We start from the raw sequence: 14,848 nt of genomic DNA on the forward strand, positions 1-14,848 counted from the left end.
GCTGTATGACATTAGTATTGATTTAAATTGATACAAGGTAAAAGAAATCTGGAAGAATCTGTTTCTGTCTAGGAGTTCTCACGATTGTTAAAACCAGTCCTCAAGACAAAAGGACTGGTTTATAGTTTAGAATATTATCTTAAAAGATATCAGTTAAATGGTAGATGAAATGGTGTATAACATACTTGAGTTGAAATTGAATAGAATGGGCCCTCTAAGTAATTCTTAAAAATTTATAGATCTAATCTATCTTATTTTTTAGTAGGAAGATGGATGTTAAGACTAAACTAAGTCCTGATAAGAAGAGGAGTGGATTTGAGGATTCACCAGTTTCTGGAAGTTGTTCTTTGCGATGAGTATTTTCCAGCTGGGAAGGACTATCGGTAGTTGAAGTCTGCTCAAAGTTTAGTGAGGTTGTTGCAACTGTTTTGTTTATTGAGGTTTCCGGAGTATTGACATTTTGATAGACTACCGCATATGTACTAAAGAGACTAGTAGTAAATTCTGCCATACCATCACGAATAGTGAAAGAAAGTGATTTCAATTCTTTTGTCGGAGTTAGGTAATAAATATTTTCTACATCAGCTGTAATTGGTAATCTAACTAAAACAGCTCCCTGTGGTTGTATATTATGGTTGTTTGAATTTTTAAATTGAATATCATAAGCATCGTATATCTTACCAAAGAGTTCTTGAGCCAACACGTGTTTACTAGAGAGATGAGAAATTCCTTCTAAGTCGGTTGCTCTACCAATAATCTCAACACCAGTCTTTTCATCCTTCAAGACACGAAGTTTATACTCAGAAATACTGCTAGTAGATGTTTTTTCTTGCCTAGCTCCTTTACCAGGTTCACTATAATTGGGCCTATCTATGGTAGGAGCTTTCTGTTCTCTTCCTGTCTCTATAGGTTTGGTATATTCAGGTCTTTCCACAGTAGGCGCTTCCTGTTCCCCAGTTGTTCCGGTAGGTTTGGTATATTCAGGTCTTTCCGCAGTAGGTGCCTCCTGATCCCCAACTGTCCCGATAGGACCAGTGTATTCAGGAATTACTACGGAAGGAGCTTCTTGATCTCCTACTGTTCCAGCAGGACCAGTGTATTCAGGAATTACAACAGAAGGCGCTTCTTGTTCTCCCGCAGTTCCGACAGGACCAGTGTATTCAGGGATTTCCACAGTAGGAGCCTCCTGATTTCCCGCAGTTCCGATAGGCTTAGTGTACTCAGGAATAGTTACAACTGGAGCAGGCTCATCTCCTTTGCTTGTAAGGATTTTTTCTTCAACTGGAGCAGTTTCGTCCTTAGGAAAGACAGCTACAACAGGACTAGTTGTTGTTGTACCTTGGATGGCATAAGCTTCTACCGAATTGCCAGCTCTACGATCTGTAGCCTCAGGAATGTCTAGTTGGACCTTGTTATCCTTAATGGTTAGAACAGTTTGTTCACCTGATGTGACAAGATGGTCCTCATCGACTTTTCTGAGTAGAAGAGGATCTTTGATACCAGGGAAGGTCACAGCGACTCCATCCCAATTGCCAGTTGGTAGGGTTAAGGTAACAGTCTTATCTTTTGAATTAATAGGGTCAAGGCTTGGACTATCGAGTGATACGGACGGAGCTTTTAAGATATCAAAGGAATCAAGAGAAACTTTCTTTCGTCCTTGTGGAGAATTCGGATCTACTTTCAAAGTAAGAACGTGATCGCCATCTGCTAGATTGGTAAATTCGCCAATTAATGCACCTTTTTCAGTAGCTCCTGGAGTGTAGAAGTCAAGAGCTGGCATCTCTTTTCCATCCAGTGTGACAAGTGCCTTGCCTAGTGATGCTGTTTTTAATCCATAGATTCGGATACCTGTTCCAGAGAATGGAATGGTTGCAGTGGCTTCAGAAGCGAGGCTATCATTAGCGTTGATGTCAGCGTATTTTTCTGTAGAAGCATAGAGTTCTGCATCGCTCCAATCCTTAAACATGGAACCATACTGGATACGAGGGTCACGGTCGTCAATCTTCTCAACAGCTTCTCCTTGGCCTGGGAAGACTTTGAAGTAATCGAGAGAAATTTTTGCACGCTCGTTTGTACGTCCTTTGTGCTCGCGCTTAACAGTGATGGTCATGAGGTGAGAACCTGAAGATAGATTTGTGTAACGTCCTATTAATACACCCTTTTCAGTTGTTCCTGCTGTATAGAAGTCAAGTTCTCCAACAGATTTGCCATCTATTTTAACGTCAGCAAGTCCCAATTGAGATGACTTGAGTCCGTAGATTTCAATACCAGGTCCATTGAAAGGAATAGTTGCAGTCGCATCTTTATCAGAATAATTTCCATTTGAGATATCGGCGTATTTCTCTGTGCCGCTAAATAGTTCTGAGTCAGCCCAGTTTCCATAAGCTGAGCCGTACTGGATGCGCTTGTCACGGTCATCCATCAACTCACTGAAGGCATCGATAGAAGCAGCATCTGAAACTGGTGTTGTACGGTCCCTTAGCATAGCCTTAACGGTATAAGTATAGGCATGGCTAGAATCAATCGAGCGATCGATAAAGTGAGTTTGGTTGGTGATAAACTCACGAACGCTAGGAGTTTGACTGTTTTCATCCTTGCTTTCTCGTCGGATGACATAATGACTTGCTCCTTCAACTGTGTTAAAGTCAAGTTCAGCTGTGACGGAATCTTTTCGAAGGGCTGATAAGCGAGTCACTCGTCCAGGGAAGTTTTCAAAGGTAATGACATCACCTTTTTGAGTCGCAAGTTGGATACGGTTATCTTTGAGGCGACTAGCTTGAACTTCCTTGCCATTAATCTTGATAATACTAGCTTCGATATTTGGATAGTCTACGACTAAGTCTCCACCCACATTAGAAAGGAAAGATAGCGTTTCAAGATTTTTCTCTTTCCATTTCATGCTGACTTCAAAGTTACCACGAGTGACTAAGCCTGAGACTTGCCCGTCTTTCCAGGCATCTGGAAGGGCTGGTAATGGGGCAATGTAGCCTGTGTGAGATTGAAGGAGCATTTCTGCCATACCGCTGGTTGCACCAAAGTTTCCATCAATTTGGAAAGGCGCGTGCGTATCCCAGAGATTTTCTAGGGTTGAAGATCTGAGCTGTTCTGCCAACAAACGGTGGGCACGATTTCCATCTAGGAGACGGGCCCAGAGGTTGATTTTATTGGCCTTAGACCAACCAGTACCACCATCTCCACGGTGGTTGAGGGTTGCGCGTGCAGCTTCTAGATATTCAGGCTGATCCTTGCCAAATAGAGTACCTGGGAAGAGACCAACTAGATGGGAAACATGGCGGTGGTGGTTTTCAATGCCTTCGTTGGTGAATTGCGGGCTGTCTTCCTCGTACCATTCCTTGATACGACCGTCTTGGTTGATGTGAAGAGGTTTTAACTTGTCAAATTTAGCCTTCACTTCTGTCACCAAGTCTTGGTCTATCTTCAGATGATTGGCTGCTTCCATATAGTCGTGGAATAGCTGCCAAACTAGAGATTGGTCAAAGGTATTCCCAATCGTGATGTTTCCATGTTCTGGTGAGTAGGATGGAGAAGAAACCCAGCGGTCACTAGCCTTGTCGTAGTGCAAGAAGGAATTCCAGAACTTGGCTGTTTCCTTGAGCATTGGATAAATCTTTTCTTTAAGATAAGTTTCATCCTTGGTGAATTTGTAGTAGTCATAGACGTTCTGCATCATCCAAGCATTGGCAGCAGGAGACCAACCCCAATAGTAGTTCCAACCAGGAGTAGTCCAGCCAAATGGTGTCGCCTGAGTATGAACCAGCCAACCATTTTCTTGACCTTCTTTGGACTCGATACCAGCGTATTCCTTAGCAGCGATACGGCCATAGTAGCGCATGTCATCGATATAATTGATCATTGGCTTAGCCGTTTCTGCGAGATTGCTCATGTAGGCAGGCCAATAGTTCATCTGTAGGTTGACATTGAGGTGGTAGTCTGAGTTCCAAGGTGGATTATCTACAGCATTCCAGACTCCTTGCAAGTTGGCAGGGAGGGCATCTGTCCGATTACGAGAAGAACTGATCAGTAGATAACGTCCGTATTGGAAGAAGAGTTCTTCTAGCTTTTGACCTTTTGTTGGATTATAGGTTTGGAGAGCTTCTTTTGTAGTTTGGTTAGACTTGCTACCGCCGAGGTTTAATTGAACACGGTTGAAAAGGCTTTGGTAATCCTTGATGTGATCATTTTTCAGAGTCTCATAGTCTTTGGCTTTAGCGGCTTCAACGATAGATTTGACAGTTTTTTCTACATCAATATCCTTGCGGTAATTGGTTTCCGGATTTTGAGCAAAATTAGTCTTTGCGCTGAGTAGCAGTGTTGCATAGCTTGCTCCTTTAACTGTCAAATAACCATCTTGAGCAGTGACTTGTCCATCTGTCTTGATACCAAGATAAGAAGCAAATTTCAGACCATTGTCTTTGACAGTTCCCTTGAGTAAAATACCATTAGAATCTACACTGATAGTACCTTTTTTGTAATTAGAATTATCCCGAGAATACTGTCCATTAGCAATTAGGTCTTCTGTTAAGGTATTCCAAAGGGTAAAATCAAGCGTCTTATCTCCCTTTTTAGTCAAGTGGGTCACGGTGACATCATCAGGATAGCTGGAGAAGGTTTCACGTTTGAAGGTTGTTCCATCTTGGGTGTAAGAAGTTGTTGTAGTGGCTTCTGAGATATCCAAACCACGGTGATAATCTGTTACTGTATCCAGCCCCTTTTTCTGGTTATTGAAAACCATGGATACATCACCAAAGGCTAAATAACGTCCATATTGGGAATTGTTTGGACCAACCAAATTTCTCTCTGCTAGTTGTTTGGCTTTTTGACGGTCACCGTCTTCTAAGGCCTTACGGATTTCAGCTAAGACTTTGTAGCGGTCCTTGTAGTTTCCCCCGTTGTAGTCTTGACTATCTGGCTGTGGGCCTCCAGACCAAAGTGTTTTTTCGTTGTACTGGATTCTTTCTTCACCGATGAGTCCGAAAACCTTGGCACCCATTTCTCCATTTCCGACTGGAAGGGCTTGTTTTTCCCATCCGTCATAGGAAGGAGCAGTTGGTTGGTTGTAATGTAGTTCGTAATGTTCTTGTTTGTTCACAGGAAGTTCTGGTTTCTCGCTCTCCTTATTTTCAGCAGGGGCGGTAGTAGCACTTGTCTCTGACTGACTAGCAGTTTGAGGTGGTTCGGGCTCTAAGTTTGTTTGCTTTTCAGCTGATTCAGCTATAGGCTGAGTCTCAGTGTTAGAAGCAAGAACTTCCTCTACTTTCGTGTCCGGTTTAGCAGAGGTTTCAGTAATTGTTGCCTCACTTTTCGGAATCTCGATACCATCAGCAGCCACACCCTGTGCTGCTAAAAAAACAGCTCCTAGTAAAACAGAGGCAGCTCCGATGCTCAATTTTCGGATGCTATACTTGCAGGATTTTTCCCAATATTTCTTATCCACAAAATTCTCCTTTCTTCAATCTGTAAGCGCATACATTATCTTTTAAAAAAATAAGTCTTGCAGAAATATGTGTGATGTTTTCAGGTAATTTTAATATAACAAATAAATAGAACTATTGCAAGGGCTTTCAAGGAAAATGGGCTTATTTTACTAAGTTTTACTAAGTATGAAGTATTTGCTAATTAATTAGGAAATCACAGTAGATGTAAGCGTAAAACAAACTAGTCAGTTCGCCTTCTTTGTGTTATAATGAAAGAGACTCAAAAAGAAACAGGAGAAATATGATGGATTTACTATTAGCAATTGTATTGATTGTGCTAGCTTTTCTAGGAGGAGCTCTTGGAGGAATGTACTTGGTTCGTAAGCAAATCGAAAAAGAATTCGCTGACAACCCACGTTTGAATGCTGAAGCAGTTCGTACTCTTTTGAGTGCAAATGGTCAAAAACCAAGCGAAGCTAAGGTACAACAAGTTTACCACCAAATCATCCGCCAACAAAAAGCAGCCCTTGCTAACAATAAAAAGAAAAAATAAATAAGGAAAAGTCTGGGATGAAAGTTCCAGACTTCTCACTATGTTGACTATGGTTTAGGAATGAGACTTTTTCCTTGCATTCTATTGATATTTGATTATGATTAAGAGAGATAGTTGTTGATTAGGCCGTCATATAGTTCATAAGAAACAGTAATCATAATGAACTATCAATCAGAAAAAAGACTAGAAAGAAGACTGTATGGATAATCGACCAATTGGTTTTTTGGATTCGGGTGTCGGGGGCTTGACCGTTGTGCGTGAGCTCATGCGCCAGCTTCCTCATGAAGAAATCGTCTATATTGGAGATTCGGCGCGGGCTCCCTATGGTCCCCGTCCTGCTGAGCAAATTCGTGAATATACTTGGCAGTTGGTTAACTTTCTCTTGACCAAGAATGTCAAAATGATTGTCATTGCTTGTAACACTGCGACTGCGGTCGTATGGGAAGAAATCAAGGCTCAACTAGATATTCCTGTCTTGGGTGTGATTTTGCCAGGAGCTTCAGCAGCCATCAAGTCCAGTCAAGGTGGGAAAATCGGAGTGATTGGAACACCCATGACGGTACAATCAGACATCTACCGTCAGAAAATCCATGATCTGGATCCAGATTTACAAGTGGAAAGTTTGGCCTGTCCCAAGTTTGCTCCCTTGGTGGAGTCGGGTGCCCTGTCAACCAGTGTCACCAAGAAAGTGGTCTATGAAACCCTGCGTCCCTTGGTTGGAAAGGTGGATAGTCTTATTTTGGGCTGTACCCATTATCCGCTCCTTCGCCCCATCATACAAAATGTAATGGGGCCCAAGGTTCAGCTCATCGATAGTGGAGCAGAGTGCGTACGGGACATTTCAGTCTTACTCAATTATTTTGAAATCAATCGTGGTCGCGATGCTGGACCACTTAATCACCGTTTTTACACAACAGCCAGTAGCCAAAGTTTTGCACAAATTGGTGAAGAATGGCTGGAAAAAGAGATTCATGTGGAGCATGTAGAATTATGACAAATAAAATTTATGAATATAAGGATGAACAGGACTGGTATGTCGGGTCCTATGGTATTTTTGGTGGTGTCCGGACGTTGACGGATGATGACTTGGATTTTCCTCTATTGGAGTTTGCCCAAAGATTTCGAGATGAGGATCGAGGTTTTCCTGTTTCTGTTACTGTTTTACGCTATGGTTCTCTCTACCGTTTATTGTCTTTTGTGGTAGATATCCTCAACCAAGAAATGGGACGAAATGTGGAAGTCATCCAACGTCAGGGGGCTTTACTCTTAGTTGAAAATGGGCAACTCCTGCATGTGGAATTGCCTAAAGAAGGGGTCAATGTTCATGATTTCTTTGAGACAAGCAAAGTTAGAGAAACCTTATTGATTGCGACTCGTAACGAGGGCAAGACCAAGGAATTCCGAGCTATCTTTGATAAGTTAGGCTACGATGTGGAAAATCTTAATGACTATCCTGACTTGCCTGAAGTAGCTGAAACAGGCATGACCTTTGAAGAAAATGCCCGTCTCAAGGCAGAAACTATTTCTCAATTAACGGGCAAGATGGTTTTGGCAGATGACTCAGGTCTCAAGGTCGATGTCCTTGGTGGCTTGCCAGGTGTCTGGTCAGCTCGTTTCGCAGGTGTGGGAGCAACTGACCGGGAAAACAATGCCAAACTCTTGCACGAATTGGCCATGGTCTTTGAACTCAAGGATCGTTCGGCTCAGTTCCATACAACCCTAGTGGTAGCCAGTCCAAACAAGGAAAGCTTGGTTGTTGAAGCAGACTGGCCAGGCTACATTAACTTTGAACCTAAGGGTGAAAATGGATTTGGTTACGATCCTCTCTTCCTTGTAGGAGAGACAGGCAAGTCATCAGCTGAATTAACCCTTGAAGAAAAAAATAGTCAATCTCACCGTGCCTTAGCCGTTAAGAAACTTTTGGAGGTATTTCCATCATGGCAAAGCAAACCATCATTGTAATGAGCGATTCCCATGGCGATAGCTTGATTGTGGAAGAAATCCGTGATCGCTATGTAGGCAAAGTTGATGCCGTTTTTCATAACGGCGATTCTGAACTACGTCCTGATTCTCCTCTTTGGGAAGGCATCCGTGTTGTTAAAGGGAACATGGACTTCTACGCCGGCTACCCAGAACGTTTGGTGACTGAGCTTGGTTCGACCAAGATTATCCAAACCCATGGTCACTTGTTTGACATCAATTTCAACTTTCAAAAGTTGGACTACTGGGCTCAGGAAGAAGAGGCCGATATCTGCCTTTATGGTCACTTGCATGTGCCAAGCGCTTGGATGGAAGGAAAGACCCTCTTTTTAAATCCTGGTTCTATCAGTCAGCCGCGTGGGACCATCAGAGAATGTCTCTATGCCCGTGTGGAGATTGATGACAGTTATTTCAAAGTGGACTTTTTGACACGAGACCATGAGGTGTATCCGGGCTTGTCCAAGGAGTTTAGCCGATGATTGCCAAGGAGTTTGAGACTTTCTTGTTGGGACAGGAGGAAACTTTTTTGACTCCTGCTGAAAATCTAGCCGTGTTGATTGATACTCACAATGCGGATCATGCGACCCTTTTGCTCAGTCAGATGACCTATACCCGTGTTCCTGTTGTAACAGATGAAAAACAGTTTGTTGGGACGATTGGGCTCAGAGATATTATGGCTTATCAGATGGAGCATGACTTGAGTCAAGAAATCATGGCAGATACGGATATCGTTCATATGACGAGAACGGACGTAGCGGTCGTCTCGCCAGATTTTACCATTACAGAGGTCTTGCACAAGCTGGTAGATGAGTCCTTCTTGCCGGTTGTGGATGCGTCAGGGATTTTCCAAGGGATTATCACGCGCAAGTCTATCCTCAAGGCAGTCAATGCCCTCTTGCATGACTTTAGTAAGGAATATGAGATTCGATGCAAATGAGAGACAGGATTTCAGCCTTTTTAGAGGAAAAACAGGGCTTGTCTGCTAATTCCAAGCAGTCCTATAGGTATGATCTGGAACAATTTTTAGATTTGGTAGGCGAGCGGATTTCTGAGACCAGTCTCAAGATTTACCAAGCCCAGCTAGCCAATCTAAAAATCAGCGCCCAGAAGCGGAAGATTTCGGCCTGTAACCAATTTCTCTACTTTCTCTATCAAAAAGGAGAAGTGGACAGCTTTTACCGCTTGGAATTAGCTAAACAAGCTGAAAAGAAGACCGAAAAGCCAGAACTGTTAGACCTAAACTCTTTTTGGCAAGAAAGTGACTATCCAGCGGGTCGCTTGCTAGCGCTCTTAATCCTAGAAATGGGGCTCTTGCCGAGTGAGATTTTAGCTCTCAAGGTTGAGGATATCAATCTGGATTTTCAGGTGTTGCGAATCAAGAAGGCTTCCCAACAGAGGATTGTCACCATTCCCACAACCTTGCTTTCAGAATTGGAACCCTTAATGGGCCAGACCTATCTTTTTGAAAGAGGAGGGAAAGCCTATTCTCGCCAGTGGGCCTTCCGTCAGCTAGAGTCTTTTGTCAAGGAGAAAGGTTTTCCAGCCTTATCAGCCCAAGCCTTACGGGAACAGTTCATTCTAAGACAAATAGAAAACAAGGTCGATTTGTACGAAATTGCAAAAAAATTAGGATTAAAAACAGTCCTGACCTTAGAAAAATATAGATAATGGATATTAAATTAAAAGATTTTGAAGGGCCCCTGGACTTGCTCTTGCATCTGGTTTCTAAGTATCAGATGGATATCTATGATGTGCCCATTACGGAAGTCATCGAACAGTATCTAGCCTATGTCTCAACCCTGCAGGCTATGCGTCTGGAAGTGACGGGTGAGTACATGGTCATGGCCAGTCAGCTCATGCTGATCAAGAGCCGCAAGCTCCTTCCAAAGGTAGCAGAAGTGACAGACTTGGAGGATGATCTGGAGCAGGATCTTCTTTCCCAAATCGAAGAATACCGCAAGTTCAAGCTCTTGGGAGAGCACTTGGAAGCCAAGCACCAAGAACGGGCCCAGTATTATTCCAAAGCGCCGACAGAGTTGATTTACGAAGATGCGGAGCTTGTGCATGACAAGACGACCATTGACCTCTTTTTGGCTTTTTCAAATATCCTAGCAAAGAAAAAAGAGGAGTTTGCACAGAATCACACGACTATCTTGCGGGATGAGTATAAGATTGAGGACATGATGCTTATCGTGAAAGAGTCTTTGACTGGACGAGATCAATTGCGCTTGCAGGATTTGTTTAAGGAAGCCCAGAATGTCCAAGAGGTCATTACCCTCTTTTTGGCAACCCTAGAGTTAACCAAAACCCAGGAGCTGCTCCTTGTGCAAGAGGAAAGTTTCGGAGATATCTATCTCATGGAAAAGAAGGAAGAAAGTCAAGTGGCCCAAAGCTAGACTTGATAGAGAGGAAAGATGAGTACTTTAGCAAAAATAGAAGCGCTCTTGTTTGTAGCGGGTGAAGATGGGATTAGAGTCCGCCAGTTAGCTGAACTCCTCTCTTTGCCACCGACAGGCATCCAGCAGAGTTTAGAAAAATTAGTCCAGAAGTATGAAAAGGATCCAGATTCCAGTTTGGCTCTGATTGAGACAGGGGGCGCTTATAGATTGGTGACCAAGCCTCAATTTGCAGAGATTTTGAAGGAATACTCTAAGGCACCTATCAACCAGAGCTTGTCTCGGGCTGCCCTTGAGACCTTGTCCATCATTGCCTATAAGCAGCCTATTACGCGTATCGAAATTGATGCCATCCGTGGGGTCAACTCGAGTGGGGCCTTGGCAAAGTTGCAGGCTTTTGACCTTATAAAGGAAGACGGGAAAAAAGAAGTGTTGGGGCGCCCCAACCTCTATGTGACAACAGATTATTTCCTAGATTACATGGGAATTAACCATTTGGAAGAATTACCAGTGATTGATGAGCTTGAGATTCAAGCCCAAGAAAGCCAATTATTTGGTGAAAGGATAGAAGAAGATGAGAATCAATAAGTATATTGCCCACGCAGGTGTGGCCAGTAGGAGAAAAGCAGAAGAGTTGATCAAGCAAGGCTTGGTGACGGTCAATGGCCAAGTAGTGCGTGAACTAGCAACCACCATCAAGTCAGGCGACAAGGTCGAAGTGGAAGGTCAACCTATCTACAACGAAGAAAAGGTTTATTATCTGCTTAACAAACCACGAGGTGTCATTTCCAGTGTGACAGATGACAAGGGCCGCAAGACGGTTGTCGACCTCTTGCCCAACGTGAAAGAGCGCATTTACCCTGTAGGTCGTTTGGACTGGGATACATCAGGTGTTTTGATTTTGACCAATGACGGAGATTTTACGGATGAGATGATTCACCCTCGTAATGAGATTGACAAGGTCTATGTCGCGCGTGTTAAAGGTGTGGCCAATAAGGATAATCTCCGCCCCTTGACCCGTGGACTTGAGATTGATGGCAAGAAAACCAAGCCAGCTGTTTATGAAATTCTCAAAGTGGATCCAGTCAAAAACCGCTCTGTGGTGCAGTTGACCATCCATGAAGGGCGTAACCACCAGGTTAAAAAGATGTTTGAAGCTGTCGGTCTTCAAGTGGACAAGTTGTCACGGACCCGTTTTGGACATCTAGACTTGACAGGACTCCGTCCAGGAGAATCCCGTCGTCTTAATAAAAAAGAAATCAGCCAACTACATACCATGGCTGTAACCAAGAAATAATGAAACGAATTTTAATAGCGCCTGTGCGCTTTTATCAACGTTTTATCTCACCAGCCTTTCCACCCTCTTGTCGCTTTGAGCCGACTTGTTCAAACTACATGATTCAGGCTATTGAAAAACATGGCTTCAAGGGTGTCTTGATGGGCTTGGCTCGGATTTTACGTTGCCATCCCTGGTCGAAAACAGGCAAGGACCCTGTGCCAGACCATTTTACTTTGAAAAGAAATTCAAAGTAAGATTGTATTCTAATGTATAAAACACAGATAGATGATACTTGGTATTTACTAAGTGCCATCTGTCTGTGTTTTTATTTATTATTGATGTTTCTGTTATTTATTCCAAAATGTTTTTGCCTTCTTTAATCCGCCAACGATAATCTGATAAAATGATATCTTCGAGGGAGTAGCTAGCCTTCCAATCAAGATATTTTTTAGCTTTTGATGCGTCTGCTAGGACGCTAGCTGGGTCACCAGCACGGCGAGCAACAATTTCGTGTGGTATTTTTTGATTCAGTAATTCTTCAGCAGTTTTAAAGATTTCTTTGACGGTATAGCCTTTTTCAGTTCCTAAGTTAAAGATTTGAGAAGAACTGTCTTCTTGAAAGAGGTAATTCATCCCTTTAACGTGAGCCTGTGCAAGGTCCAAGACATGAATGTAATCCCGAATACATGAACCATCACGTGTATCGTAGTCATCTCCAAATATTTTCAGGCTATCATTTTGTCCCAATGCGGTCTTGTTGATATTGGGAATGATGTGAGTTGGATTTTTCACACGTAGACCGTTTGAAGCATCCATTTCAGCCCCAGCAACATTAAAGTAACGGAAAATGACATATTTCCAATCATAGCGATTGGCCATCCAGTAAATCATTCGTTCGCCCATCAATTTTGTTTCTGCATAAGGATTGACAGGGTCGAGTAGGGTATCTTCAGTAGCTGGCTTGTCAATACAGTTATTACCATAGAGGGAAGCAGTCGAAGAGAACATGATTTTTTGAATGCCAACTTCAGATAGGACTTTGAGAACTTGGTTCATACCAGCAACATTGGCAGTGAAGTATTTACTTGGATTTTCAATACTTTCGCTCACAACAATCTCACCCGCACAATGGAGAACAGCGTCAATCTTGTTTTCTTCCAAATAAGTTTTTAAGGCGCTAGCATCATAAACATCCAGTTGTTTAAAGCTAGCACGACAATCTACAGCTGAACGATTTCCTGTAGAGAGATTATCTAGGACATGCACCTGGTAGCCAGCATTTAAAAGAGCTTTAACGGTATGGGAGCCAATGTAGCCAGCCCCACCTGTAACAAGAATTGTTTTGGTCATGATTTTTTCCTTTTTCTAGTTTTGTACTATTTTAAAGAAATAAGAAGGTAAAGTCAACTATTTTCTGCAAATTTCATGAAAAAACCGAACAAATATAGCATTGAATTGTTTTGTGTTTGGGAATTAATAGTTTGGGTGATCTTGGGATAGTTCTTAGATTTCACATCACATGCAAGAAAATACAAGCTTTTTCTAAGATATAGTAAGACTAAGATACTAATTTAGAAATCTACCTTCCCACTATCCTTCTCCTATAAAAAGTGGTAAAATGGATAAAAGAAAGAAGGAACTGAAATGACAACATTATTTTCAAAAATCAAAGAAGTAACAGAACTTGCTGCAATCTCAGGTCATGAAGCACCTGTCCGTGCTTATCTTCGTGAAAAGTTGACACCGCATGTGGATGAAGTGGTGACAGATGGCTTGGGTGGTATTTTCGGGATTAAACATTCAGAAGCTGCGGATGCACCGCGCGTCTTGGTCGCTTCTCATATGGATGAAGTTGGTTTTATGGTCAGCGAGATTAAGCCAGATGGTACCTTCCGTGTCGTTGAGATTGGTGGTTGGAATCCTATGGTGGTTAGTAGCCAGCGCTTTAAACTCTTTACTCGTGATGGTCGTGAAATTCCTGTGATTTCGGGTTCTGTCCCTCCACATTTGACTCGCGGAAAGGGTGGACCAACTATGCCTGCTATTGCAGATATCGTCTTTGATGGTGGTTTTGCGGACAAGGCTGAGGCAGAAAGCTTTGGCATCCGTCCTGGCGACACCATCGTACCAGATAGTTCTGCAATCTTGACAGCCAATGAAAAAAATATCATCTCAAAAGCTTGGGACAATCGCTACGGGGTTCTCATGGTTAGCGAGTTGGCGGAAGCTCTGTCAGATCAAAAACTCGGAAATGAACTCTATCTTGGCTCTAACGTACAAGAAGAAGTTGGTCTTCGTGGTGCTCATACTTCCACAACCAAGTTTGACCCAGAAGTTTTCCTAGCAGTTGACTGCTCACCTGCTGGTGATGTTTATGGCGGTCAAGGCAAGATTGGGGATGGAACCTTGATTCGTTTCTATGACCCAGGTCACTTGCTTCTCCCAGGGATGAAGGATTTCCTTTTGACAACGGCTGAAGAAGCTGGTATCAAGTACCAATACTACTGTGGTAAAGGCGGAACAGACGCTGGCGCAGCCCATCTGAAAAATGGTGGTGTCCCATCTACAACAATCGGTGTTTGCGCTCGTTATATCCATTCTCACCAAACCCTCTACGCTATGGATGACTTCCTAGAAGCTCAAGCTTTCTTGCAAGCTTTGGTGAAGAAATTGGATCGTTCAACGGTTGATTTGATTAAACATTATTAAACCATAAGGGAGGTGGTAGGGATGGTAGAACCAAACCTAGAAAGCCTTGTAAAAGAACTTTACAATCATGCTCGACATGATTTGAGTGAAGATTTAGTTGTTGCTCTCCTAGAGACTGCTAAAAAATTTCCTACTACAAATGAGCAATTGCTGGCAGTTCGTCTCTCAGGCCTGGTCAATCGTGAATTGCTCCTAAATCCCAAACATCCAGCACCTGAATTGATAAACTTGGCTCGCTTTATTAAAAGAGAAGAAGCCAAGTACAGAGGAACTGCAGCTTCTGCGCTTATGTTTGGGGAACTTTTTAAAATGCTTTGATTCCATTGTGGATCAAAGCATTTTTTATATGGTAGAAAAGCAATTCTTGATGAGGAGAAGAAAAAGCAATCCCATTTATACTCTTCGAAAATCAAATTCAAACCACGTCAACGTCGCCTTGCCGTACTCGAGTACAGCCTGTGGCTAGTTTCCTAGTTTGCTCTTTGATTTTCATTGA

Annotated in this window: 14 protein-coding genes; 12 read left to right on the plus strand and 2 right to left on the minus strand. The window is 42.7% G+C overall.

From position 1 onward, the window contains the following. Positions 1-241: 241 nt before the first annotated feature. Positions 242-5,455 carry an SIALI-17 repeat-containing surface protein gene (locus FJR73_RS03540; protein ID WP_140833366.1) on the minus strand — a complete coding sequence of 1,738 codons (5,214 nt, stop codon included), beginning with the start codon at positions 5,453-5,455 and terminating at the stop codon, positions 242-244. Positions 5,456-5,739: 284 nt separating this feature from the next. Between FJR73_RS03540 and FJR73_RS03545 the strand changes: the two genes are divergently transcribed. The 10 genes from FJR73_RS03545 (at position 5,740) to yidD (ending at position 11,897) form a co-directional block, all read left to right on the plus strand. Continuing rightward, complete coding sequence (locus tag FJR73_RS03545; RefSeq protein ID WP_000364990.1) at positions 5,740-5,988, plus strand: YneF family protein; 249 nt, start codon at positions 5,740-5,742, stop codon at positions 5,986-5,988. Between the two features lie 199 nt (positions 5,989-6,187). After that, the gene (gene racE / locus FJR73_RS03550; protein WP_140833368.1) at positions 6,188-6,982 is read left to right on the plus strand and encodes a glutamate racemase; all 795 of its coding nucleotides are present in this window, start codon (positions 6,188-6,190) and stop codon (positions 6,980-6,982) included. After that, positions 6,979-7,950, plus strand: coding sequence for a nucleoside-triphosphate diphosphatase (locus tag FJR73_RS03555; protein ID WP_000182446.1), 972 nt, complete (start codon positions 6,979-6,981; stop codon positions 7,948-7,950). The genes racE and FJR73_RS03555 overlap by 4 nt, the downstream gene beginning before the upstream one ends. Next, the gene (locus FJR73_RS03560) at positions 7,926-8,447 is read left to right on the plus strand and encodes a metallophosphoesterase (protein WP_001118952.1); all 522 of its coding nucleotides are present in this window, start codon (positions 7,926-7,928) and stop codon (positions 8,445-8,447) included. The genes FJR73_RS03555 and FJR73_RS03560 overlap by 25 nt, the downstream gene beginning before the upstream one ends. Then, entirely contained in the window at positions 8,444-8,905 is a 462-nt protein-coding gene (cbpB, locus tag FJR73_RS03565) for a cyclic-di-AMP-binding protein CbpB (protein WP_004260968.1), read from the plus strand. Before FJR73_RS03560 ends, cbpB begins: the two co-directional genes overlap by 4 nt. Further along, on the plus strand, positions 8,902-9,636 hold the full coding sequence (gene xerD / locus FJR73_RS03570; RefSeq protein WP_308851260.1) for a site-specific tyrosine recombinase XerD: 735 nt from the start codon (positions 8,902-8,904) through the stop codon (positions 9,634-9,636). The genes cbpB and xerD overlap by 4 nt, the downstream gene beginning before the upstream one ends. Continuing rightward, positions 9,636-10,364, plus strand: a complete 729-nt coding sequence (locus tag FJR73_RS03575; RefSeq protein WP_140833372.1) for a segregation/condensation protein A — start codon at positions 9,636-9,638, stop codon at positions 10,362-10,364. Before xerD ends, FJR73_RS03575 begins: the two co-directional genes overlap by 1 nt. Before the next feature lie 18 nt (positions 10,365-10,382). Further along, positions 10,383-10,952: an SMC-Scp complex subunit ScpB gene (scpB, locus tag FJR73_RS03580; protein WP_061759317.1), complete on the plus strand. Its 570-nt coding sequence runs from the start codon at positions 10,383-10,385 to the stop codon at positions 10,950-10,952. Next, complete coding sequence (locus FJR73_RS03585) at positions 10,939-11,661, plus strand: pseudouridine synthase (protein WP_001222228.1); 723 nt, start codon at positions 10,939-10,941, stop codon at positions 11,659-11,661. Before scpB ends, FJR73_RS03585 begins: the two co-directional genes overlap by 14 nt. Then, positions 11,661-11,897 (plus strand): membrane protein insertion efficiency factor YidD, encoded by a 237-nt coding sequence (yidD, locus tag FJR73_RS03590; protein WP_004245573.1) that lies wholly within the window; start codon positions 11,661-11,663, stop codon positions 11,895-11,897. The genes FJR73_RS03585 and yidD overlap by 1 nt, the downstream gene beginning before the upstream one ends. Before the next feature lie 97 nt (positions 11,898-11,994). Here the strand turns inward: yidD and galE are convergent, their stop codons facing one another. Next, positions 11,995-12,993 carry a UDP-glucose 4-epimerase GalE gene (gene galE / locus FJR73_RS03595; protein ID WP_140833374.1) on the minus strand — a complete coding sequence of 333 codons (999 nt, stop codon included), beginning with the start codon at positions 12,991-12,993 and terminating at the stop codon, positions 11,995-11,997. A 294-nt stretch (positions 12,994-13,287) separates the two neighbouring features. Here galE and pepA point away from each other — a divergent pair, with 294 nt between their 5' ends. Both pepA and FJR73_RS03605 read left to right on the plus strand, forming a co-directional pair. Next, entirely contained in the window at positions 13,288-14,352 is a 1,065-nt protein-coding gene (pepA, locus tag FJR73_RS03600) for a glutamyl aminopeptidase (protein WP_140833376.1), read from the plus strand. A gap of 21 nt (positions 14,353-14,373) precedes the next feature. Next, positions 14,374-14,670: a bacteriocin immunity protein gene (locus tag FJR73_RS03605; RefSeq protein WP_140833378.1), complete on the plus strand. Its 297-nt coding sequence runs from the start codon at positions 14,374-14,376 to the stop codon at positions 14,668-14,670. Positions 14,671-14,848 lie beyond the last annotated feature (178 nt).

The sequence above is a fragment of the Streptococcus sp. D2 genome, assembly GCF_006385825.1.
GTDB classification, from domain to species: domain Bacteria; phylum Bacillota; class Bacilli; order Lactobacillales; family Streptococcaceae; genus Streptococcus; species Streptococcus shenyangsis.